This window comes from Acinetobacter sp. YH12138, assembly GCF_015218525.1.
Lineage (GTDB): Bacteria > Pseudomonadota > Gammaproteobacteria > Pseudomonadales > Moraxellaceae > Acinetobacter > Acinetobacter amyesii.
In genome coordinates this window covers 1,838,452-1,859,657 of record NZ_CP048670.1, presented here as the reverse complement: position 1 = coordinate 1,859,657, position 21,206 = coordinate 1,838,452, and the positions used below count along the sequence as shown (strand labels likewise).

Genomic DNA, 21,206 nt, shown 5'->3' with positions numbered 1-21,206 from the left:
GCTTTTAAAAACCTATAGGTACAAAAAAAGCCCTAAAAAGGGCTTTTTTTATCGCAACAAATTAGTTAGCTAAAGCTTTAACTTGTGCATTTAAACGGCTCTTATGACGAGCAGCTTTGTTTTTATGGATGATGCCTTTATCAGCCATACGATCGATAACAGGAACAGCTTTTTTGTAAGCTTCTGTAGCGACAGCATAATCACCAGCAGCAATAGCAGCTACTGTGCGTTTAAGATAAGTACGAACCATAGAACGTAAGCTTGCGTTGTGTTGACGTGCTTTAACGTTTTGACGAGCACGTTTTTTTGCTTGAGCAGAGTTTGCCACTCGTGCACTCCTTGAAATAGATTGGTCTGGGCGGGCTGAAATTACATCTGAAAACCAACATCAGAAGAACTATCACCAGCCCGTAAACAAGTGCCATATTGTGATTAAACTAAGCGCTTAAGTCAAGTCTTGACATGCTTTGACAACATTTTAGATGCAGAAAAATTTTAAAGAAAACGTTAGATTAGTCTAAAGTGATTGAGATTGTATGAAAAATGACTAAAAGTATAGAGAATGCGATTGTCATCGGAGCAACAGGATTGGTCGGGCGGGTATTGGTTCGTCAGCTCAGTCAAAATACAGGATGTAAGAATATTACGGCTGTGGTACGTCAACGTGACCATGAACTGAATGGACTGGCAAAAGTTCAACAAATGGTGATCAGTGACTTTCTTTCTCTGACTCAGGATGATGTGAGAGATTATAGTCATGCCTTTAGTTGTTTAGGCTCGACCATTAAAAAAGCAGGGTCTAAAGATAATTTTTATCAAATTGATTTTAGCATCAATGCGCATTTTGCTGAATTATTAGAATATACAGACACACATCTGATCATTGTCAGTGCAATGGGCGCAAAAGCCAATTCCGCGTTTTTTTATAATCGAGTCAAAGGTGAATTGGAATATTATTTAAAAACCTTAAAGTTAAATCAACTTTCGATTTTAAAACCTTCGCTGTTACTTGGTGAGCGTCATGAATCTCGACGTTTAGAAGATGCGACACAGAAACTTTATATGCGCTTTTCGCATTTTGTACCTGATCGTTTCAAATTTAAGCCAGTGACAGCACAGCAAGTGGCTCATACTATGGTCGAGGCGGCACAAACTCAGACTGAAAAGTTCGAGATTTATGATAATTTACGCATACTAACAATTAAATGAGGGAAATACCGTGTCTACAGTTCCATTCGTCACTTGTGATTTACTTGATGATCATCCAGACAAAGAATTACAAGTGGTGATCCCGTCTTTGGATGGTAAATTCTTTCAAAGTTATGGTGCACGAAAAAGTTTTGGCGGTCAGGTGGTGACGGTTAAATGTTTTGAAGATAACTCTCGTGTTAAAGAATTATTGGCAACCGATGGTACGGGTAAAGTATTGGTTGTGGATGGTGGCGCTTCGATGCGCTGTGCCTTGATGGGCGATATGATTGCTGAATCTGCAGTCAAGAATCATTGGAATGGTGTCATTATTTACGGCTGCGTGCGTGATGTCGATGCAATAGCCGAACTTGATTTAGGTGTGCATGCTTTGGCCGCAATTCCACAAAAAAGTAACCGCAAAGGCGTGGGTGAAACAGATATTCCATTGAGTTTTGGTGGTGTAAACATTCAATCTGGTGATTTTATTTATGCTGACAATAACGGCATTGTTGTTTCAAAAGAGCAATTGGTTGTTCTATAAGTGTGTTTGAGTTTTTAGTCATGGAATGAGTGGGCATTGCTTACTTATATACGACGATACAAATCTGGAAAAATACAAACTTCAGCTGAGGACTCTCGGCTGTTGTATAAAAATACGAAATAAAAGAAGAAAGGAAGAATGTATGTTGTTGCATCAATTAAAAGTGGCGCAAGCGTTGCTCTCAGGCGTAGCAGAGGGAGGACGTGGTACAAATGGGACGCCTTATCCCAAACAACCTGAAAAAGCCCTTAAACTGTACGAATTTGAAGGTTCTCCGTATTGCCGTCGTGTGCGTGAAGTTTTGACCACACTTAATTTGGATTATGAGGTTTACCCATGTCCCAAAGGGGCTAGAAAGTACCGTTTAGAGGTACAGAAATTAGGTGGAAAACAGCAATTTCCTTTCTTGGTGGATGACAATACAGGGGATCGTTTGTACGAATCTCAGCAAATTATTCATCATTTATTTAAACATTATGGCAAAACAGGTCAGACTCCTAAGAAGTATGCCAATTATCCTAAAATTCCGTATGTTGCCTATGTTGGAACCTTAATTAATGGGGCTCAAGGCGTGTGGGTGCAGCGTAAAGTTATCCATCGTGATGCACCAAGTCAACTCTTAGAACTATGGGGCTTTGAAGCGAGTCCATATACACGCATCGTACGTAGCGCATTGTCTGAAATGGAGCTGGCATATACTTTTCATAATGTGGCCAAGGAGCGTTGGCAAGATCAGGGATTAGCGATAATGCGCTTAAAACCGGGTAAATATGTACCTCTAAAAGGTGGTAAGCGTGAACAAGTGTTAAAAATCATGGGGAACAATATTCAAGTACCATACTTGAAAGACCCTAATACTGGTGTAGAACTTTTTGAATCTGAAAAAATTGTAAAATATCTGAAAAAGCAATATTTGAGCTAATCTTACTCAAGTTTAAGCTAAGTACAGTGTATAGTCAGACTGATGGCTATACATATATTGTAATGTTAAGTGGATTTAATATTAGAAGAAAAATGCATCATAACTGCATAAATTGAATTAGAATAAATTATTAAAAATAAGAAATTTACTTAATTACAGGGATATCCTAAAAGGATTAAACTCATTAATGTAAAAGACATTTCATTTTTTCGGGGGAAGTAAATCATGTCACCACAAGAAGTCATACTACCCGTACCGGTGCTCGTCGTTGAAGATGAGGAAATTATTCAATTACGTTTACGTCAAATTTTGACGGAGCTGGGTTATAAGCGTGAAGAGCTTATCTTCACCAAAAATGTTAAAGAATCTATTCAAGCCGTAGAGACACAACCGATATCCTTAGCCTTAGTTGACTTAGGTTTGCCTGATGGTAGTGGTATCGAAATTATTGAAAAAATACGTTCCCTCGAAAGTAATACTATGATCTTGGTTGTCTCTGCATGGAGTACACAAGAAAGCTTATTTGCTGCGATTAAAGCAGGCGCAACAGGCTATGTATTAAAAGAACGTGATGATGCTGAAGTACTTTTATCTATTCGGAGTATTTTACGTGGTGGGGCGCCGATTGACCCATTTATTGCACGAGAAATCCTCAAACAAATATCTGAAGCTGAAGCACCAAGTCCAGAACAAACAGTCGCCGATGAAGCAGACTTAAATCTGCTGACCAGTCGTGAAAAAGAAATTTTATGTTTGGTTGCTCAAGGTTTGAGTAATCGTGAGATTGCTGAACAGCTTTTTGTATCGCGCTATACCGTAGAAAGCCATATTAAACATATTTACCGAAAATTAGCCGTAACGAAACGAACAAAAGCCGTGAGTACAGCAAGATCTATGGGTATTTTATAATGCGTAAAGGAGGATATTTTTTATTATTTATCCTCTGTTTAGTATGGGGGACCTTGAGTCATGCAGAGCAAGTTTTCCCTGTAAATGATCAATGTAATGTAACTGTAAATAGCATTTCACGGGTGAAAACACCATCCAATCAAGAATTACCCAGAACGGGATGGAAAACCACACAATTACCTGATCGTTGGAAAGAAGATAAAGACTGGGAAGGTTATCAAGGTGGTGCTTGGTATAAACTAGACTGGTCTTGGTACTGTAAAAATAATGCCCGTTTGGCAGAACCCATCGTACTATATATTGATTATATCATTAATACGGGTTCAGTCTTTCTGAATGGCGACTTGCTGTGGACCAATAAAAATCTTCAAGAACCGATTTCTAAAAGTTGGAATGTTGCGCGCTATTGGATTTTACCGATAAGTGGAATCAAACATGATCATAATGAAACTTTGATCTATGTGTATGGTTACTCGAGTTTAAATGCTGGCTTGGGCCCAGTAGTATTTAACAATGTAATGGCAACGGTAGAGCAAGCCGAAAAAACAACATTTACACGTCGGACCATATTACAGTTAAATATTTTTCTTTCTGGGGTCTTGGGTCTAATTTGCTTTATTATTTGGTTGATGCGTCCTCGTGATACCAGTTTTGGCTGGTTTGCGCTTTCAACAGTGCTGTGGATTTTATTTCTCAGTAATGCCCTGACTACTGAAACCTTTCCATACCCAGATTCGGTTTTTTCTGCCAAAGCTAATCTGATATTTGTAATGCTGTACTTTCAGTGCTTTAGCATTTATATCTTACGCTTTCTTGGGCGTAAGTTTCCACGAATAGAACTGTCATTTACAATGTTGACTGCTGCACTGATTGGTGTGGTGTGTATTTGGCCATTCGAACAAAATGCAGATATTTCGAGCCTTATTTTCTTTTTGTATTGTGCATTCTTTTTTATCACTTACCTCTATCTGTGTAAAATTTGTTTCAAAGAACGAAGAAAGGACTATATTTTATTAGCAATCTGTTTGACTGCGATAATTGTGATAGTCATAGCTGACATCATGGTCTTGGTGCTCTTTCCAAAAGAAAATTTTACACCTTTATCACCCTTTACTTCACCGATTATAACCTTATTTATAGTGGTGATCTTGGGGGCGAGACTCAATCGAAATATACAGAAAATTGAAAAATATAATGATGATTTGGCATTTGAAGTTCAGAAAGTCAGTGATGAACTATGTAGTAGCTTGAATGATAAACATCAGCTTGAACTGAGTAATGTACGCCTGCAGGAACGGATTAAATTATCGCATGATCTGCATGATGGTCTGGGCGCATCCATTGTGCGCTCGATGATCTTGGTTGATCAGTGTGAAAGTAATATTCCAAACAGACAGTTCTTGTCGATGTTGAAATTATTGCGCGATGATTTAAGGCAAATTATTGATAGTGGATCATCTTTAGACAGTAAAGTGCCAGATTCACCTTTGCTCTGGATCGCACCTGTTCGACATCGCTTTAGTCAGTTGATGGATGAAGTGGAAATGAATGCCAAATGGTGTATTCCTTCGCAGTGGGCGATCAAACCAACGGCAATTCAGTGTCTGACTTTAATACGAGTGATTGAAGAAAGCCTGACCAATATTGTGAAACATAGCCAAGCAAATCATGTCAATGTCACGCTGTCACAGTTCGAAAATGGCGCATTGTTATTAACTATTGAAGATGATGGCGTTGGTTTTGATGTTGAGAGTGTTTCAAATCATGGCATGAGTATCGGTATGAGAAGTATGAAAATGCGTGTGGAGCGTATAGGCGGAAATTTCAAAATTCATTCTCAGCAAGGCTGTACCATTATTCAAACAGAAATTAATTTAAAATCAGCTGCATAAAATAATATATTGAAATAATAAAAATGATGATCAATTCGATATTAAGTCATCTAAAGCGCATTGCATTCTTCTGCTGTGTCACTTTTATAGCAGCTTGTGGTTCGCAGGATCATGCGCCTAAACCAGGTGAGTATGGGCAGATTTTGTTCCAGCATGCGGTGTTAAGTACCGAAGAAATTCAACAATTACTCAGTGAAAGTCAAAGCGATACAAATACATTAAACACTAAAAAATTTGCAGTGGATTACACGGCGACATCGAGCCAAAACCCATATCGTGCAGTCTTGTTGGTCAAAGGTAGGGCAATGATCAGTGGTGAGGTATCTGTAAAATTTCAAATTGATAACTACAATGCCGCTATTCAACAAACCTCAAGCAATCTTATGCAAATGGGTGCAGGTATTGATCAGGTTGAACGATTAGAAACATTGGATGCAGGACAAGAATTTATTTTTGTTATGGACGGTGCGCCTTTTTCAGTCAATGCTGCCAATGATCCAAATAGTATGACCAGTCAAATAAGTTTGTTAGAGTCGAGGAATGTAGAGTTTCAAAGTATTGAATTACAAATTTGGCAAGGCAAAGGTAGTCAATACGGTGTAATGCGCTATCTGTGGTTTATTGGATTGGTGTTATTGATAGTATGGGTTTATCACGTCATCGTGGAAAAAAAAGCCGATCAAGTCGAAGATTTTTTAAATCGTAGAAAGCGAAAATAATGCTATTCAGCAGTATAAAAAGGGAGCATGACGCTCCCTTTTTATTGAGTTTATTCAGCTTCTGTTGGGACGAGCATCAGCACAGATTCATTTAATAACATGGCAATATCTTCTAAGATATCAGCATCATATAAAGATTCGTCTAGCGCTAGACTTTGGCCATCGGCAATGGTTTTTAAATGCACTGCAAATTCGTCTGAGATACAGATTCCTTCGCCATTTGCCCAAAACAAAATATCACCGTCTTGCTCTGTATATAGTAAGCGTGAAGCCGGTTCTAACATGAGTTGATAGCCTTGATCTAAGGCCTCTTCAAGATCACCAGTGCCGATTTCTTCGGCTTCAGGAATATTGTCAGGATATTTAGGTTCTGACATTAAGCTCATGATTGCATCTTCAAGTACGGTTGAATTTTGCAATTGTTCAAATAACTTTTCTTTTAAATACTCAAGTTCATTTTCAGTCACTTGGCCGATCGCACTGATTTGGTCACGTAAAATGTCAGTTAATGGATTTTTAAGTAGGGGATTGTCTGTGAATTTGTCTGTCACTCGATCCATCATTTCAGTGACATTTGGCATGCGGAAGCCAAATGAATACGTCAGACATTCATCTTCAGCTACGCCATAATGTGATAGGCCTGGTGGCACATAAAGTAAGTCGCCGGGAGCAAGCACTTCATCAAAATGAACGTCCATTTCTGGCAGTAAGCGAAGCGGTTGACCTTCGACAAATGAAGTATCTGCATCACACATCTGACCCAATTGCCAACGGCGGTGACCATAGCCTTGTACGAGGAATACATCGTAAAAATCAAAATGTTGCCCGACAGAGCCACCTTTTTGTGCATACGACACCATGATGTCATCACGACGCCATTGCGGAATAAATGAAAACTGCTTCCAAAGCTCGGCTAGGTCAAAAGAATAATGATCGACAGCTTGAACTAATAAAGTCCACAGTTTCGGCATTTTTTGAAAATCGGCTTTAAGTAGTGGAGAAGATTTTACTGTCCATTGGTTAGGATCACGATCTTTTTGTTTGATGAGACGTGCAGTGACGTTATCTTCTAAAGCCAATTCAAGAATGTCTTTGGGTTCTAGTATATGGGCAATTTCAGGGAGTGCATTACGAACCAATAATGGTTTTTTCTGCCAATATTCGGCAAGGAATTGTTCAGCGCTGATACCGCCGAGGATGTCAAGAGAATGAGCCATAGCTAAATACATACAATTTCAATGGATATATTGTCCCTTGAGATTCCAGTTTTTAGCAAGGCTCTATTTCATTAAATTATTTCGATTAGCTTGAGACTATTTTAAAGGATTGTCTTTGAGATATTGCATGACTAATTTTTCAACTTCCAAATCATAGCTATTGGCAGCAGCCGTAGTCGCTGAAAATTTCATGAATTGCTCAAAATGTGCATTGGTATCAATTTTAGTATTTTCTTTATCAGATATTAATTTGAAATGATTCGGCATGACTTTTGCCATCATTTCAATGTTTTCGGTTTGTAGTTTTAGAAGTTTTTTTACTTCAACTGTTTGTGGTTGAATGCTTTCAAATTTTTGTTTGCCTAGAGCAACCAGTTTATTGATTTGTTGTTCTGGCGTGTTACTACCACCGGTTTTGGTCTTAGTGCCTAGCTGTTGAATGATTTGCTCCTGCATTGCAGCGCCTTGTTGTTCTAATTCAGCATGGATAAATTTATATTGAACCCATTCATTGACTAAGTTTTTGTTGTATTGCTGAGAGTTGGTTACAGTTTGATTCACTGTATTGGTATGACCGTTTGTCGAACAAAATAGAAGGCTAATGCTAATGAGGCTAGATGAAATTAAATTAAACTTTTTCATGTTTTCAGTTCTTGGTTGTAATAAATAAGTAAGTGACTTTTTAATCATTAGCCCATAAAGAGCTAATGATGTGTTTATTATGCTGTAACAAATAAAGATTTTAAAATTATGGGACTAAGATCTTAAGCTCACGCAAAATATTGCAGAGTTTAATCATCGGCATACCCATGAGTGTAGTTTGGTCTTGCCCGATCATTTCTTCAAATAAGCTAATCCCTAAACTTTCACATTTAAAACTGCCAGCGCAGTGTAACGGTTGTTCAACCTGAACATAACGTTCAATTTCAGGCAAGCTAAGTTTGCGAAACTTCACTTTATAGTGCTCGACAAGGGTTTGTTCAAAACCTGTCGATTTTTGTTGGACACTGAGTGCCGTACTGAAATAAACGATTTTGTCAGAATTGGCTTGAAGCTGCTTAATGGCTTTTTCATCGCAAAGCGGTTTACCGATAAAAATATCTGGTGCGCCTTCGCGCCATGCGACTTGGTCAGAACCAATCACAATTGCGTCTGGGTGTTGGTTTGCAATTGCTGAAGCTTTTTCAAATGCCAGTCGCTTTGCTAACTCATCAGCGTGGTTCTCACCACGAGGTGTTTCGTCTATATCTGGTACGATTGAGAGGTAATCAATCCGTAAACGGTCCATTAGGTCTTTACGGGTTTGGCTGCTAGAAGCCAAAATGATTTTGGAAGTACTCATTACACTGCATATTCCATAAGTACATCAAGCGGTACATAAGACAGCACCGCTTGGTGACACGCTTGTATTTTAATAGGTGGGGCAAATCCTTCTTGATACGCTTCCACCCAGCGAGTCACACAGATACACCAGAAGTCACCAGGTTGTAGTCCTGGAAAACCAACTTCGGGTAAGGGTGTGATTAGGTCATTGCCAACTTTTTGGGAAAAGTTTAAAAATTCAGATGTCATTTGTGCACACATCGTATGCTGACCAAGGTCTGTTGTTGCTGTATGGCAAAAGCCATTTCTAAAATATCCGGTAATCGGATCAAAACAACAGCTTGCCAAGGGTTCGCCTAAAACATTTAAACGATTAATATTTGGGTCTGGATGAATCGACATAAGCGCTGAATCTTTATAAGGCTTTTCGCTATCATAACAAAACTTTGGCTCGACATAGCTTTTCTGCAAAAGAAGCTAACGTTTTTCTGCATAATCATTTAAAATCGTCGCGTTTTGATATCAATAAAAGAGAGTAATGCATGAACTTTCAGCGTATGACTGACCTAGATTTGGCGGGTAAACGTGTTCTGATCCGTGAAGATCTTAACGTACCAGTTAAAAATGGCGTGATTACAAGCGATGCACGTTTACGTGCGGCGTTGCCAACAATTAAAGCAGCTTTAGAAAAAGGTGCTGCTGTAATGGTGTATTCACACTTAGGTCGTCCTGTTGAAGGTGAGCCTAAAGCAGAACAGTCTCTAGCACCTGTAGCCGCTTATTTAACAGAAGCTTTGGGTCAAGATGTTCAATTGATCACTGACTATTTGGATGGTGTTGACGTTGTGCCAGGTCAAGTGGTTTTACTTGAAAACTGCCGTTTCAATGTAGGTGAAAAGAAAAACAATCCTGAATTATCTGCTAAATATGCAGCACTTTGTGATGTTTACGTTATGGATGCATTTGGTACGGCTCACCGCGCAGAAGCATCGACTGAAGGCGTAGCACGTTGTGCAAAAGTGGCTGCTGCAGGTCCTTTACTTGCTGCTGAGCTTGATGCACTAGGCCGTGCACTTAAAACTCCTGCAAAACCAATGGTTGCGATTGTTGCAGGCTCAAAAGTTTCTACTAAATTAGATGTATTAACTTCACTATCTGACATCTGTGATCAATTGATCGTGGGTGGTGGTATTGCCAATACATTCTTAGCTGCTGCAGGCTTCAATGTTGGTAAATCACTTTGTGAAAATGACCTGATCGACACAGCAAAAGCGATTGCTGCAAAAGTATCTGTACCACTTCCAACAGATGTTGTTGTTGCTGATGCTGCTGAAATTGATTTTGCAGACTTCCTCGGTTCATTAGCTGCTGCTAAAGCTGTCGTGAAAAAAGTTGAAGATGTAACAGACAACGACATGATTTTGGATGTGGGCCCTGAAACTGCCAAAGCATTTGCAGAAATCTTGAAAACTTCAAAAACTATTCTATGGAATGGTCCAGTAGGTGTGTTTGAAGTTGATCAATTCGGCGAAGGCACCAAAGCATTGTCTTTAGCGATTGCAGAATCTGAAGGCTTCTCGATCGCGGGTGGTGGTGACACGCTTGCTGCAATTGATAAATATGAAGTTGCAGACAATATTGGTTACATCTCGACTGGTGGTGGTGCTTTCCTTGAATTCGTAGAAGGTAAAACACTTCCTGCTGTAGCGGCGCTTCTTGACCGTGCTTAATTTAGTATTATCAATAAGATAATACAGTATTAAAAAAGGTTGGCTTCGGTCAGCCTTTTTTTATCGCCCATTCATTTTGCCGTCATCAAAGTGCAATATTTCTGCAATAAAATTCATCGCAACACCTAATTCGCAGTAGTAGGAAACAACGATGAACTTAAAACTTGCACTTGCTGTACTTTTAATCGCACCATTAACTTTGACAGCTTGTGCTAAAAAAGAGTCTGCACCAACGGAATCAGAAGCATCTGCTGTTGCCGTAGACAACGCTCAAACAACGCCAGAACAACAAAAAGCCATTGATGAACTTGATAAGCCAGTATTGGATGAAAAGAACCAAGATGTTCCTGCTGAAATTGCAAATGCACCTGCAGACGAAGCAACAGCTGACACTGAAACAGCCGGTTCAGCAGCAGCAACTCACTAAGATTGTTGTCTTTATTTAAAAAGTCCCTGCAAATGCAGGGATTTTTTTTTAAATAGTGTTATTTGTTGCTGAATTGAAATGATTGAGCATGTAGAATATGCGGCATTACCTGGGAGGATATTATGGCTCTTATTTCATTGCGCCAGCTCTTGGATCACGCCGGCGAACATGCTTACGGCGTACCAGCATTCAACGTAAACAACTTAGAACAAATGCGTGCAATTATGCTTGCAGCAGATGCAACAAATTCACCTGTAATCGTACAAGCATCTGCGGGTGCACGTAAGTATGCAGGCGCTCCGTTCTTGCGTCATTTGATTTTGGCAGCAATCGAAGAATGGCCACATATTCCTGTGGTTATGCACCAAGACCATGGTACTAGCCCTGACGTATGTCAACGTTCTATTCAACTTGGCTTCTCATCAGTGATGATGGACGGTTCTTTAGGTGAAGACGGTAAAACGCCAACTTCATACGAATACAACGTAGACGTGACTCGTCGTACTGTTCAAATGGCACATGCGTGTGGCGTTTCAGTAGAAGGCGAAATCGGTTGTTTAGGTAGCCTTGAAACTGGTATGGCTGGTGAAGAAGATGGTGTAGGCGCTGAAGGCGTACTTGATCATTCTCAGCTTTTAACTTCAGTTGAAGAAGCGCGTTCATTTGTAGCTGATACCAATGTTGACGCACTTGCAATTGCAGTGGGTACTTCACACGGTGCGTACAAATTTACTCGCCCACCTACAGGTGACATCTTAGCGATTGACCGTATTAAAGAAATTCACGCTGCGTTACCAAATACGCATCTTGTAATGCACGGTTCAAGCTCTGTGCCACAAGAATGGTTAGCTGTAATTAATGAATTCGGTGGTAACATCGGCGAAACTTATGGTGTTCCAGTAGACCAACTTGTAGACGCAATCAAACACGGTGTTCGTAAAATTAACATCGATACTGACTTACGTCTTGCATCTACAGGTGCTATGCGCCGTATGATGGCTGAAAAACCAGCTGAATTTGACCCACGTAAATTCTTCTCTGCAACTGTTGATGCAATGAAACAAATTTGTATCGATCGTTATGAAGCATTTGGTACAGCGGGTAATGCTGACAAGATTCGTCCAATTTCTTTAGAGAAAATGGTGAGTCACTATAAATAATTTGTCTTGAGATAGATTATTTTTGAAGAAAAGCCCACAATTAAGTGGGCTTTTCTTTGATTTGAACTTAGAAATATTGCTTTAAATACAACTCAAGAATAAGAGCGTGTCATGGAATTGATCTTTGCTGCCGCGATTTGCAGTGTTCTCGTTTCAGTAATTCTAAAACTATGTCGTGATCGGGGTTTTAACCCTGCACAAATGATCACATGGAATTATGCATCTGCGAGTATTTTATGTTTTCTATGGTTTAAGCCGGATCTAGCTCATATTTCGATTAATAAAACGCCGTGGGTTTTAATTGCGGCTTTGGGTGTATTACTGCCGACGATTTTTTATTGCTTAGCACGCTCACTGCAAACAGCGGGTATTTTAAAAACCGAATTGGCTCAGCGCTTATCTGTTGTGCTTTCTCTTAGCGCAGCCTATTTTATTTTCAGTGAATATTTTAATGCCATTAAGCTCATTGGTATCGCACTTGGTGTACTTGCGGTATTGCTGATTTTATTTTCACAGCGCAAGGGAAGCATTGATGGAAAGCAGGGTATTTTATTTTTATTAAGCGTTTGGGCAGGCTATGCACTGATTGATGTGCTATTAAAATTTGCTTCAGGTTTGGGCATGCAGTTTGCGGTGACTTTAAATTTGGTGTTTATTTGTGCATTTTTACTTTCGAGCATTTATAACATCGTACAGCACGGCAGTTTGGGGCAGACCAAAAATATCCTCGCTGGATTGGGCTTAGGTCTCTTGAACTTTGCCAATATCGCACTGTATGTGAAAGCCCACATGTTGCTTAAAGACACACCTGCAATCGTGTTTGCTGGAATGAATATTTTGGTCGTGGTTTTAGGTGTGGTTGCGGGCCTCATCATCTTTAAAGAAAAATTGAGAGTCGCAACCGTATTTGGTTTGATTGCTGGGATCATGAGTGTGGTTTGCTTAGCATATGCCATGTATGTCTAAGATAATTTTTAGCAAAAACGATCGGGTGTTGTAGTAAATCATCCCATTCAGCCACGCCCATGAGCAGTCCTTGATCTCGACAGGTTGGACACTCAGGGCAGTGGAGGTCGGTATATTGATAAGTATGTAGATACATTTGATGGCAATGACCGCATTCAAACTTCATCGGCATTTGTAGTAAATATGACATGTCCCACCTCTGCTTGATTTGTTGTTCTGATTCAAATTATTCAGCAAAGTCCAGACCAATTTATAAATATTATATTTTCACATTGTTGCTAAATATGTCGTTATTAAAAAAGCCCTCGATTTGAAGGCTTTTAGTTTTAGATGCTTAGTTAACGTGTGAGTTGTTGAAAACGTTGTAAGGTGTTTTCAAAATAACATTTACCCACTGCAACGGGGTGTTTTAGGAAATCTTGAGTTTCAATCGTGCCTTGTAACTGACCCGGTTGTTTACAGTTTGGGCAGTTTGGATAGCTATGGAGCATATCGCCCGCATATTTTTGTAAATAAACCGTATTGCACGCTTCGCAATGAAATTTCATGGGTAATTTTATAGCTGTAGGCATAGGGAGAGACCTGAGTATATTTTGAGCAGAATATACTCGATAATTGTTTAAATAATAAGTCCCGAAATGACAAAAAAGAGGCAAAATTGCCCCTTTCGTCGGTTTTATGGAAAGCTTAGAGGTGTGTAAAAATTTCTTCAGCATTCAGACGTGATTTAGGTAATTTCGCATTGAAATCATTTTCGCTACGATAGCCTAAAGTCATCAGTACAGAAGGAATCAAGTTTTGTTCAACTAAGCCCAATTCTTCAGTGATGATCGCTTCGTCAAATCCACCAATCGGTGTTGCATCCACACCTTCAATGCCTGCTGCCAAAAGCATTTGACCTAAAGCAATAAATGTTTGGTTTTCAGCCCAACGTTGAATATCACCTTTTTCATTACGATAATAATCGACATAACCTGTACGGCTGTCTTTTTGACCTTGTTTTGCTTTGTCATCTTTAAAGCGACCACTACGATCATCCTGATTTAAAAGATTATCTAAATGCTCTGCAGTGATGTCTGCTTTAGTACAGAATAAAATCGTATGTGATGAATCTAAAACTTTTGGGGCATTGTAGGCATATTTTCCTACTAAGGCTTTGGCAATGCGTTGTTTGGCTGCATCATGATCTGCAATAAAAAAATGCCAAGGCTGAATATTGATGGAAGATGGTGTTAAACGGAGTATTTGTAATAAACGCTCAAATTGTTCCTGTGGAATTTTTTTAGCAGGATCATATGCTTTCGTGGTATAGCGTTGTTTTGATACGTTTAACAGATCCATCGAATATCTCCAGATATAGTTTGCTGTAGTTTAGCGGATAAATGGACAAATGGTCTAAGGAGAAAATTTTCCAAGGATAGATCTTAGTCGTATATGCAGGACTCAATGGCTAAAAATTAACAGATTTAAGCTGTATGAAGTGCGAATTAGAGTTATATAAAATCATAAGATAGATAAATGCTATTGGTAGTTTTTGCCAAAAGGCGTTTAATCAATTGTAGTTAATCATAGTTTAAGCATGAGACAGCAGCGATGGATTACACCAATCATTTCAAGAAAAAATTAAAAACCGAACAGCAGATTGGTTTGTGGGTCGGTTTAGCCGATGCTTATGGTACTGAAATAGCTGCAAATGCAGGTTATGACTGGTTGCTCATTGATGGTGAGCATGCGCCAAGTGACTTGCGGACGACATTGTCGCAATTGCAAAGTATTGCAGCATATCCTTCGCAGGCTGTGGTTCGACCTCCAATTGGTAGTGTGCAACTGATTAAACAATTGTTGGATATAGGTGCGCAAACCTTGCTCATCCCTATGGTCGAAACTGTTGAACAAGCTCAACTTATGGTTAAGGCAGTACGTTATCCACCCGAGGGTATTAGAGGCGTTGGTGCAGCATTAGCACGTGCAACACGTTGGAACAGTATTCCTGACTATTATGCAAATGCACATGAAAATATCTGTTTACTGATTCAGATTGAGTCGGTTGAAGGGATTAAAAACTTAGATGAAATATTGAAAATTGATGGCATCGATGGGGTGTTTATTGGTGCCGTGGATTTGTCGGCGACGATGGGTTATCAAGGGAATCCGAATCATCCTGAAGTACAAAAAACCGTGATTGATGCGATTCAGCGCATACGTAAGGCGGGTAAAGCTGCAGGTATTTTGTCGACACAACATGATGTGACTCAGAAATATATCGAGTTAGGCACAGAATTTGTTGCCGTGGGTGTCGATACCAGTGTGCTCATGAATTCGTTACGTGAACTTTTATCGAAATACAAAAATGATACCCCAGTAACGAAAACAGAAGGTGGTTACTAAGCGATACAGCCTTCGTTATATTATTCACTGTATGGGTAATTAATTTACTCGATGGTTAAAATTTTAATTCAATAATTTTAGCAAAAGTAGTGGCTTAGAGTATATGTAAACTCTACTTTTGCTAATCAAAGCACAATATTGTATACTTCTGCTTAACTCGAAGCGGGTAATGTTCCTGCTTATCTTTTTTATTTAGCTGATTGTGATTTATCTGTATTCAAGCTTCTGACTTGAATCTTATCTTTGTAACTACAGAATTATTATTCCAAACCCGATTGATTAATCTCTTTGTTCTGTCACAAAAAGCTCACATGTTGAGTAAATCTTTTGAATATTTTAAATACTTGGCAAACTGCCAAAGCTGTAAATGGCGATGAAATTAATGTGAAATTGGTGCCTTTGAAACGTCAACAAAATACCAATGCTGGTTTAATTTGGGTTGATGTTGGGCAAATGATTGAATTAGAAACAGGTGAGACATTTAACCTGAATCTAGATGGTAAAAGCTTCTATACTGGCCCAAACCAGCTATATCGCTTAGCCTGAAAGCAAAAAACAGCAGATCATCTGCTGTTTTTTTTGCCTAAAAAAAGTGGCTTAAGCCATTTCAAGGTGTTGATGCTTGTTCGCAACTTGAGCGTGATTTTTATATCGGTATTGCGCCGCACGGTGGTTGTCGGGCAATTTCGCGCCTTGGCCGAAGAGTTTTTCACGCAAGGTTCCGTCAGCATATTCTGTTTGATATACACCACGACGTTGTAATTCTGGTACCACGTATTCCACAATATCTTCAAAACTCTTATGCGCCAATATGTAGGCTAAGTTAAAGCCATCGATACCAGTGTACTCAATCCACTCTTGTAAGCGGTCTGCCACGGTAGTTGGTGAGCCAACAATGACTGGGCCGTTACCGCCGACACTGGTCCATTTTGCAATTTCCTCAATCGTCCAAATTTTATCAGGATCTGATTCTACATAAGATTGCAGCATGGATTGAATGGCATTGGTCTGAATGTATTCAACTTGATCGGTTGGTTTAAACTGCGAAAAGTCGACACCTGACCAGCCCGAAGCAAGCGTCAAACCACCATCATAGCTGCCATATTGCTGATATTCACAGAATTTTGCTTGGGCTTTTTCATCGGTCTCATCAACCACTATGGCCAGCATGGTATAGATCAGAACAGAATTCGGATCTTTGCCTTCTTTTACTAAATTATGCCGAATACCATCTGCAAGTTTTTTTACAGCAATTTGAGTTGGTGCAGAGATGAAAACACATTCCGCATTTTGACTAGCAAACTGTTGTCCGCGTGCTGAAGCGCCAGCTTGATATAAAACCGGTGTACGCTGGGGTGAAGGTTCGCAAATATGAATGCCAGGAACTGTAAAGTATTTTCCTTCATGTTGAATTGGATGCACTTTACGGTGATCGGCAAAAATCCCTTTTTGCTTATCGCGTAGCACAGCATCATCTTCCCAAGAACCTTCCCAGAGTTTATAGAGGACCTCTAAATATTCATCTGCAATGTCATAGCGGTTATCATGGCTGACTTGGGTTTTCAGACCTAGATTTTTAGAGCCACTTTCTAGATAAGAAGTCACAATGTTCCAACCTGCACGGCCTTTCGTCAGGTGATCTAAAGTGCTCATACGTCGTGCAAAAGGATAGGGATGTTCAAATGAAATTGAAGTCGTGACACCAAAGCCTAAATGTTTGGTGACGGCTGCCATTGCGGGAACAATTTGCAAAGGATCATTCACTGGCACTTGCACTGCGCCAGTCAGCGCATGTTCAGCAGAACCATGATAGACATCATAGATACCCAAAACATCTGCTATAAAGACACCATCAAATTTTCCGCGTTCTAAAATTTTAGCTAAGTCGGTCCAATATTCTAGGTCTTTGTATTCTGTAGAACGGTCTAATGGATGACGCCATAGACCGGGTGACTGATGTGCAATACAGTTCATTTCAAAGGCATTGAAGCGAATATTTTTAGACATGATTTTTTACTAGGTTATTTAATCTCTTGCATAAGAGGGTATATAAAAATACAGCTGCATTTATTAATAAAAAGTCAAAAACAAATCTGAATAAATGCTAATCATAATTTTTGAATACTTCATATATTCATATGGATAAGCAGATATTTTTTTTGTTTGGTACGGCTTATAAAGATTTTGTTTGACAATTAAAAATGTAAATTCCATGTCATGAAAACTGATTTGTTTTGATGATAATTCTATAAATAATCAAAATAAAAAGTGCTAGCTTATTTGAATAATATCTAAACTGAGCATTTTAAGAATGACTTCAAAAATTGAAATTAAACTAAAAGAGGCGCAAAACATTCCGCGCGATTTCTATCAATCTAACGGTTTAGCGCATATTATTCGATCTGATCAAGAAGCTATCGAGGTTGCTGAACAATTAGCAGTGGAATTTACAAAAGAATCAGCTAAACGCGATCATGAACGCCGCTTACCTTTACAGGAAGTACAGCAATATTCAGCATCAGGTTTGTGGGGCATTACTGTACCGCGTCAATTTGGTGGTGCAGGAGTGAGTTATAAAACCCTTGCAGAAGTGGTTAAAATTATTTCTAGTGCAGACTCATCCCTAGGACAAATTGCTCAAAACCATTGGGCCTTTGTCGAGCATATTCGTTTGGATGCAAATCCATCACAGCAAGAGTTTTTCTTTGATCAAGTTTTACAAGGTAAACGCTTTGGCAATGCATTTTCAGAAAAAGGTTCCAAAACAGTTGCAGAATTAACAACAGCCATTGAGTTTAAAGATGATCATGCGCTCATTAATGGTCAAAAATTCTTTGCAACAGGCGCTTTGCTTGCACATTGGATACCTGTTGTTGCTGTGAATGATGGAAAGCCTTATGCAGCCTTAGTACCCCAGCATACGCCGGGTTTAACCATTATTAACGACTGGAGTGGTTTTGGACAAAGAACGACAGTCAGCGGTTCTGTACTGTTGGACAATGTCAAAGTGGATTTAAATCACATTGTACCCATTCATCAAGCTTTTGAACGTCCAACGGCTGCGGGCGCTATTTCTCAATTCATTCAATCTGCTGTCGATGCTGGTATTGCGCGCGGTGCGATTAATGAAACGATTCAATATGTGCGCCAGCATGCACGTCCTTGGATTGATTCGGGCTTAGAAAAGGCGGTGCAAGATCCGTATACGATTGCCAACATCGGTGAGTTGAAAATTAAACTCCGAGCTGCAGAGGCAGTGTTGGCTTTGGCGGGTGAAGCGATAGACCGAGCCGTAGAGAACCCAACAGAAGAAACGGTGTCAGAGGCAACACTACTGACAGCAGAATCTAAGGTCCTGACGACTGAAATTGCGTTACTTGCGGCGAATAAACTATTTGAACTCTCAGGCACACGATCAACATTGTCTGAGCTGAATTTAGACCGTCATTGGCGTAATGCGCGCACGCATACTTTGCACGATCCCGTACGTTGGAAGCTGAATATTGTAGGCAACTACTATTTAAATGATGTAACACCGCCGCGCCATGCTTGGAGTTAAGAGGAGAAGATTATGACGATTCAAAATAATAAACAGCCCTTATCTTTAGGTGCTGACTATGATCAAGTGGCCGCTAAGTTCCGTCCGATTTTTCAGAGAATTGCAGAAGGCGCTTTGGCGCGGGAACAAAATAGGAAACTGCCGTATGATGCAATTTCATGGTTAAAACAAGCTGGATTTGGTGCGGTCCGTGTACCCGTGGCTTTTGGCGGTGAAGGGGTTTCACAAAAACAGTTGTTTCAGCTGTTAATTGAATTGGCTAAGGCCGATTCTAATGTTGTACAGGCATTAAGAGGTCATTTTACTTTTGTAGAAGACCGTTTAAATGCGCAAAAAACACAAGATCAAACAGTTTGGTTTAAGCGCTTTCTGCAAGGCGATTTGGTCGGTAATGCTTGGACAGAAATCGGAAAAGTTGAAATTGGAGATGTTGTTACCCGAGTTACTTAAAATGTGCAAGGTCAGCTAAGGGTCAATGGTCAAAAATACTATTCTACCGGAACAATCTTTGCAGATTGGATCGATCTATTCGCTTTAGATGAAACAACGAATCAACATGTTATAGCCGCAGTTTCAACACATGACGCTGGCATACAAGTATACGATGATTGGGATGGCTTTGGCCAAAAAACCACAGGCAGTGGCACACTGAATATTCAAGATGTCAGCATTGATCGTGATCATATTTTGCCGTTCGATCAGCGCTTTAAATATCAAACGGCGTTCTATCAGGTCGTGCATTTGGCAACGCTGGCAGGTATAGCACAAAATGCTGTGGACGTTTTCAGTAATGAAGTCCGTGAACGCACACGTATTTACAGCCATGGTAATGCTGATTTAGTTCGAGATGATGCACAAATTTTACAAGTGATTGGTAAGGCGTCGGCACAGTCTTATGCAGCTGAAGCAATTACACTTCGTGCAGCAGAAGCTTTGGATGTCGCATATTTAAGTCATTTTCAGTCTGATACCCAGTTGGATCAGCAAGCGAATGACCGTGCGGAGCTTGAATCCTCTAAAGGGCAAGTGGTCATATCAGAGTTGGTACTAAATTTGAGTAGTGAATTGTTTAATGCCTTGGGCGCTTCAGCAAGCTCGACAACTAAACAGTTAGACCGCTTTTGGCGTAATGCTCGTGTAGTGTCATCGCATAATCCACTTATTTATAAACAGAAAGTCATTGGTGATTGGGAGATTAATCAAACGCCGCTACCATATGTATGGCAAATTGGTAATAGTCCAGCAGTTAAGCAACCTGTCATTGCTGCTTAATTAATATCTGAAGATGTTCACTGTGGATGAAAGTAGTCCATAGTGAATTCCTTGTGAAATTATTTTTAAGTTTAAACTTTGTTTTTTTAAGATTTTAAATGACGTTAATCTGCTATATGTAGGATGCAGTTCAATTGATAATCTGTTGAGATAGTCTGGTAAAAGGCTATGTCTTGATATATGGATGTGTTGTTTTAACCAAATTTGACGACAGGATTAACTAAAGTCTAAGGGTTAGTAAGACCATTTTTTTAATTTTAAATCACTCACATATGGGTTTTCACCAACCTCTAATATTTGAGCTTGTTCTGCGCGCCAGTCCCCTAAAACGATACGTAGTTTGCCATGCACATCATGTATTTGGGGCCGGTGGGTATGTCCATGAATTAGTAGATCGGCATGCTCTAAAGCTTTTTCTACAGCTTCGGCATTTACATCCATGATTTCATAAGATTTAACTTGCTTGGTTTCTGTACTTTTTTTGCGGAAGCCATTGGCGATTTTTTGTCGAATGCTAAGCGGTAAGCTTTTTAAGAAACCTAAAAGCAAAGGATTACGAATCACTTTACGAAACTTTTGGTAAGACACATCATCGGTGCAAAGTAAATCCCCATGTTCGAGGCGAATTTTATAGTTGCCAATGTGGAGATAATCTACGTCTTGTAATAATTGACCGTGAAATTTATCTAAAAACTTTTGACCCAATGCAAAGTCACGATTACCCACTTGGAAATAAATTTGATTTCCCAACGCAGTAAAATCTTTAAGCGCTGCAATGATTTCGTCTAACCATGGGGCAGTAAAGTCATCACCAATCCAAGCATTAAACCAATCACCTAAAATATACAGCTGGGTATTTTGAGTTTTGTATTGTTCTAACAAAGCTAAAAACCCCCGAACGAGTCGAGGGTGTTCAGGTGACAAATGTAAATCAGCGATAAACAGATAGGTCACGAATCTTTTCCTTATTCTAAAAATCCCTCCCAGCCT

Annotated in this window: 22 protein-coding genes and 1 pseudogene; 14 read left to right on the top strand and 9 right to left on the bottom strand. The window is 39.6% G+C overall.

The annotated features are described in order from the left end of the window. Positions 1 to 61: 61 nt before the first annotated feature. Entirely contained in the window at positions 62 to 328 is a 267-nt protein-coding gene (gene rpsT, locus G0029_RS09025; RefSeq protein WP_078188707.1) for a 30S ribosomal protein S20, read from the bottom strand. 215 nt (positions 329 to 543) lie between these two features. Here rpsT and G0029_RS09020 point away from each other — a divergent pair, with 215 nt between their 5' ends. The 6 genes from G0029_RS09020 (at position 544) to G0029_RS08995 (ending at position 6,174) form a co-directional block, all read left to right on the top strand. Further along, positions 544 to 1,209, top strand: coding sequence for an NAD(P)H-binding protein (locus G0029_RS09020; protein WP_180106508.1), 666 nt, complete (start codon positions 544 to 546; stop codon positions 1,207 to 1,209). A 10-nt stretch (positions 1,210 to 1,219) separates the two neighbouring features. Then, on the top strand, positions 1,220 to 1,732 hold the full coding sequence (gene rraA / locus G0029_RS09015) for a ribonuclease E activity regulator RraA (protein ID WP_180023800.1): 513 nt from the start codon (positions 1,220 to 1,222) through the stop codon (positions 1,730 to 1,732). Between the two features lie 142 nt (positions 1,733 to 1,874). Continuing rightward, positions 1,875 to 2,654, top strand: coding sequence for a glutathione S-transferase N-terminal domain-containing protein (locus G0029_RS09010; RefSeq protein ID WP_180106506.1), 780 nt, complete (start codon positions 1,875 to 1,877; stop codon positions 2,652 to 2,654). 225 nt (positions 2,655 to 2,879) lie between these two features. Next, entirely contained in the window at positions 2,880 to 3,563 is a 684-nt protein-coding gene (locus G0029_RS09005) for a response regulator transcription factor (RefSeq protein WP_078188703.1), read from the top strand. Continuing rightward, positions 3,563 to 5,455: an ATP-binding protein gene (locus tag G0029_RS09000; RefSeq protein WP_180106504.1), complete on the top strand. Its 1,893-nt coding sequence runs from the start codon at positions 3,563 to 3,565 to the stop codon at positions 5,453 to 5,455. Before G0029_RS09005 ends, G0029_RS09000 begins: the two co-directional genes overlap by 1 nt. Positions 5,456 to 5,478: 23 nt before the next feature. Next, complete coding sequence (locus tag G0029_RS08995) at positions 5,479 to 6,174, top strand: hypothetical protein (RefSeq protein ID WP_180106502.1); 696 nt, start codon at positions 5,479 to 5,481, stop codon at positions 6,172 to 6,174. 50 nt (positions 6,175 to 6,224) lie between these two features. On the opposite strand, the gene G0029_RS08990 is transcribed toward G0029_RS08995, so the two are convergent. From G0029_RS08990 to G0029_RS08975, 4 genes are all read right to left on the bottom strand, one after another. Then, entirely contained in the window at positions 6,225 to 7,391 is a 1,167-nt protein-coding gene (locus G0029_RS08990) for a cupin domain-containing protein (RefSeq protein ID WP_180106500.1), read from the bottom strand. A 96-nt stretch (positions 7,392 to 7,487) separates the two neighbouring features. Next, positions 7,488 to 8,033, bottom strand: coding sequence for a hypothetical protein (locus G0029_RS08985; RefSeq protein WP_180106498.1), 546 nt, complete (start codon positions 8,031 to 8,033; stop codon positions 7,488 to 7,490). A 106-nt stretch (positions 8,034 to 8,139) separates the two neighbouring features. Next, entirely contained in the window at positions 8,140 to 8,733 is a 594-nt protein-coding gene (locus tag G0029_RS08980; protein WP_078193512.1) for a Maf family protein, read from the bottom strand. Next, complete coding sequence (locus tag G0029_RS08975; RefSeq protein WP_078193708.1) at positions 8,733 to 9,116, bottom strand: DUF2237 family protein; 384 nt, start codon at positions 9,114 to 9,116, stop codon at positions 8,733 to 8,735. The genes G0029_RS08980 and G0029_RS08975 overlap by 1 nt, the downstream gene beginning before the upstream one ends. 140 nt (positions 9,117 to 9,256) lie before the next feature. Here G0029_RS08975 and G0029_RS08970 point away from each other — a divergent pair, with 140 nt between their 5' ends. From G0029_RS08970 to G0029_RS08955, 4 genes are all read left to right on the top strand, one after another. After that, entirely contained in the window at positions 9,257 to 10,444 is a 1,188-nt protein-coding gene (locus G0029_RS08970) for a phosphoglycerate kinase (protein WP_078193511.1), read from the top strand. A 151-nt stretch (positions 10,445 to 10,595) separates the two neighbouring features. Next, positions 10,596 to 10,871 (top strand): hypothetical protein, encoded by a 276-nt coding sequence (locus G0029_RS08965; RefSeq protein ID WP_180106496.1) that lies wholly within the window; start codon positions 10,596 to 10,598, stop codon positions 10,869 to 10,871. A gap of 122 nt (positions 10,872 to 10,993) precedes the next feature. Continuing rightward, entirely contained in the window at positions 10,994 to 12,031 is a 1,038-nt protein-coding gene (gene fba, locus G0029_RS08960) for a class II fructose-bisphosphate aldolase (protein WP_078193509.1), read from the top strand. A gap of 111 nt (positions 12,032 to 12,142) precedes the next feature. Further along, the gene (locus tag G0029_RS08955; RefSeq protein ID WP_180084315.1) at positions 12,143 to 12,997 is read left to right on the top strand and encodes an EamA family transporter; all 855 of its coding nucleotides are present in this window, start codon (positions 12,143 to 12,145) and stop codon (positions 12,995 to 12,997) included. A gap of 338 nt (positions 12,998 to 13,335) precedes the next feature. Here G0029_RS08955 and G0029_RS08950 read toward each other — a convergent pair whose 3' ends face one another. Continuing rightward, positions 13,336 to 13,569: a hypothetical protein gene (locus tag G0029_RS08950; RefSeq protein ID WP_078188692.1), complete on the bottom strand. Its 234-nt coding sequence runs from the start codon at positions 13,567 to 13,569 to the stop codon at positions 13,336 to 13,338. Positions 13,570 to 13,684: 115 nt separating this feature from the next. Continuing rightward, on the bottom strand, positions 13,685 to 14,338 hold the full coding sequence (gene nfsB / locus G0029_RS08945) for an oxygen-insensitive NAD(P)H nitroreductase (RefSeq protein ID WP_078193507.1): 654 nt from the start codon (positions 14,336 to 14,338) through the stop codon (positions 13,685 to 13,687). A 252-nt stretch (positions 14,339 to 14,590) separates the two neighbouring features. Between nfsB and hpaI the strand changes: the two genes are divergently transcribed. Both hpaI and G0029_RS08935 read left to right on the top strand, forming a co-directional pair. Beyond that, the gene (gene hpaI / locus G0029_RS08940) at positions 14,591 to 15,385 is read left to right on the top strand and encodes a 4-hydroxy-2-oxoheptanedioate aldolase (protein ID WP_180106492.1); all 795 of its coding nucleotides are present in this window, start codon (positions 14,591 to 14,593) and stop codon (positions 15,383 to 15,385) included. A gap of 327 nt (positions 15,386 to 15,712) precedes the next feature. Then, on the top strand, positions 15,713 to 15,931 hold the full coding sequence (locus tag G0029_RS08935; RefSeq protein WP_111883736.1) for a transposase: 219 nt from the start codon (positions 15,713 to 15,715) through the stop codon (positions 15,929 to 15,931). Positions 15,932 to 15,982: 51 nt separating this feature from the next. Here G0029_RS08935 and G0029_RS08930 read toward each other — a convergent pair whose 3' ends face one another. Beyond that, a complete protein-coding gene (locus tag G0029_RS08930; protein WP_180106490.1) occupies positions 15,983 to 17,392 on the bottom strand; it encodes an LLM class flavin-dependent oxidoreductase in 1,410 nt (469 codons plus the stop codon). 304 nt (positions 17,393 to 17,696) lie between these two features. Between G0029_RS08930 and G0029_RS08925 the strand changes: the two genes are divergently transcribed. Beyond that, complete coding sequence (locus tag G0029_RS08925) at positions 17,697 to 18,944, top strand: SfnB family sulfur acquisition oxidoreductase (protein WP_180106488.1); 1,248 nt, start codon at positions 17,697 to 17,699, stop codon at positions 18,942 to 18,944. A gap of 12 nt (positions 18,945 to 18,956) precedes the next feature. Beyond that, positions 18,957 to 20,216 (top strand): annotated as a pseudogene (locus G0029_RS08920) (acyl-CoA dehydrogenase family protein). Between the two features lie 234 nt (positions 20,217 to 20,450). Here the strand turns inward: G0029_RS08920 and G0029_RS08915 are convergent. Next, positions 20,451 to 21,170, bottom strand: coding sequence for a UDP-2,3-diacylglucosamine diphosphatase (locus G0029_RS08915; RefSeq protein ID WP_180106486.1), 720 nt, complete (start codon positions 21,168 to 21,170; stop codon positions 20,451 to 20,453). Positions 21,171 to 21,206 lie beyond the last annotated feature (36 nt).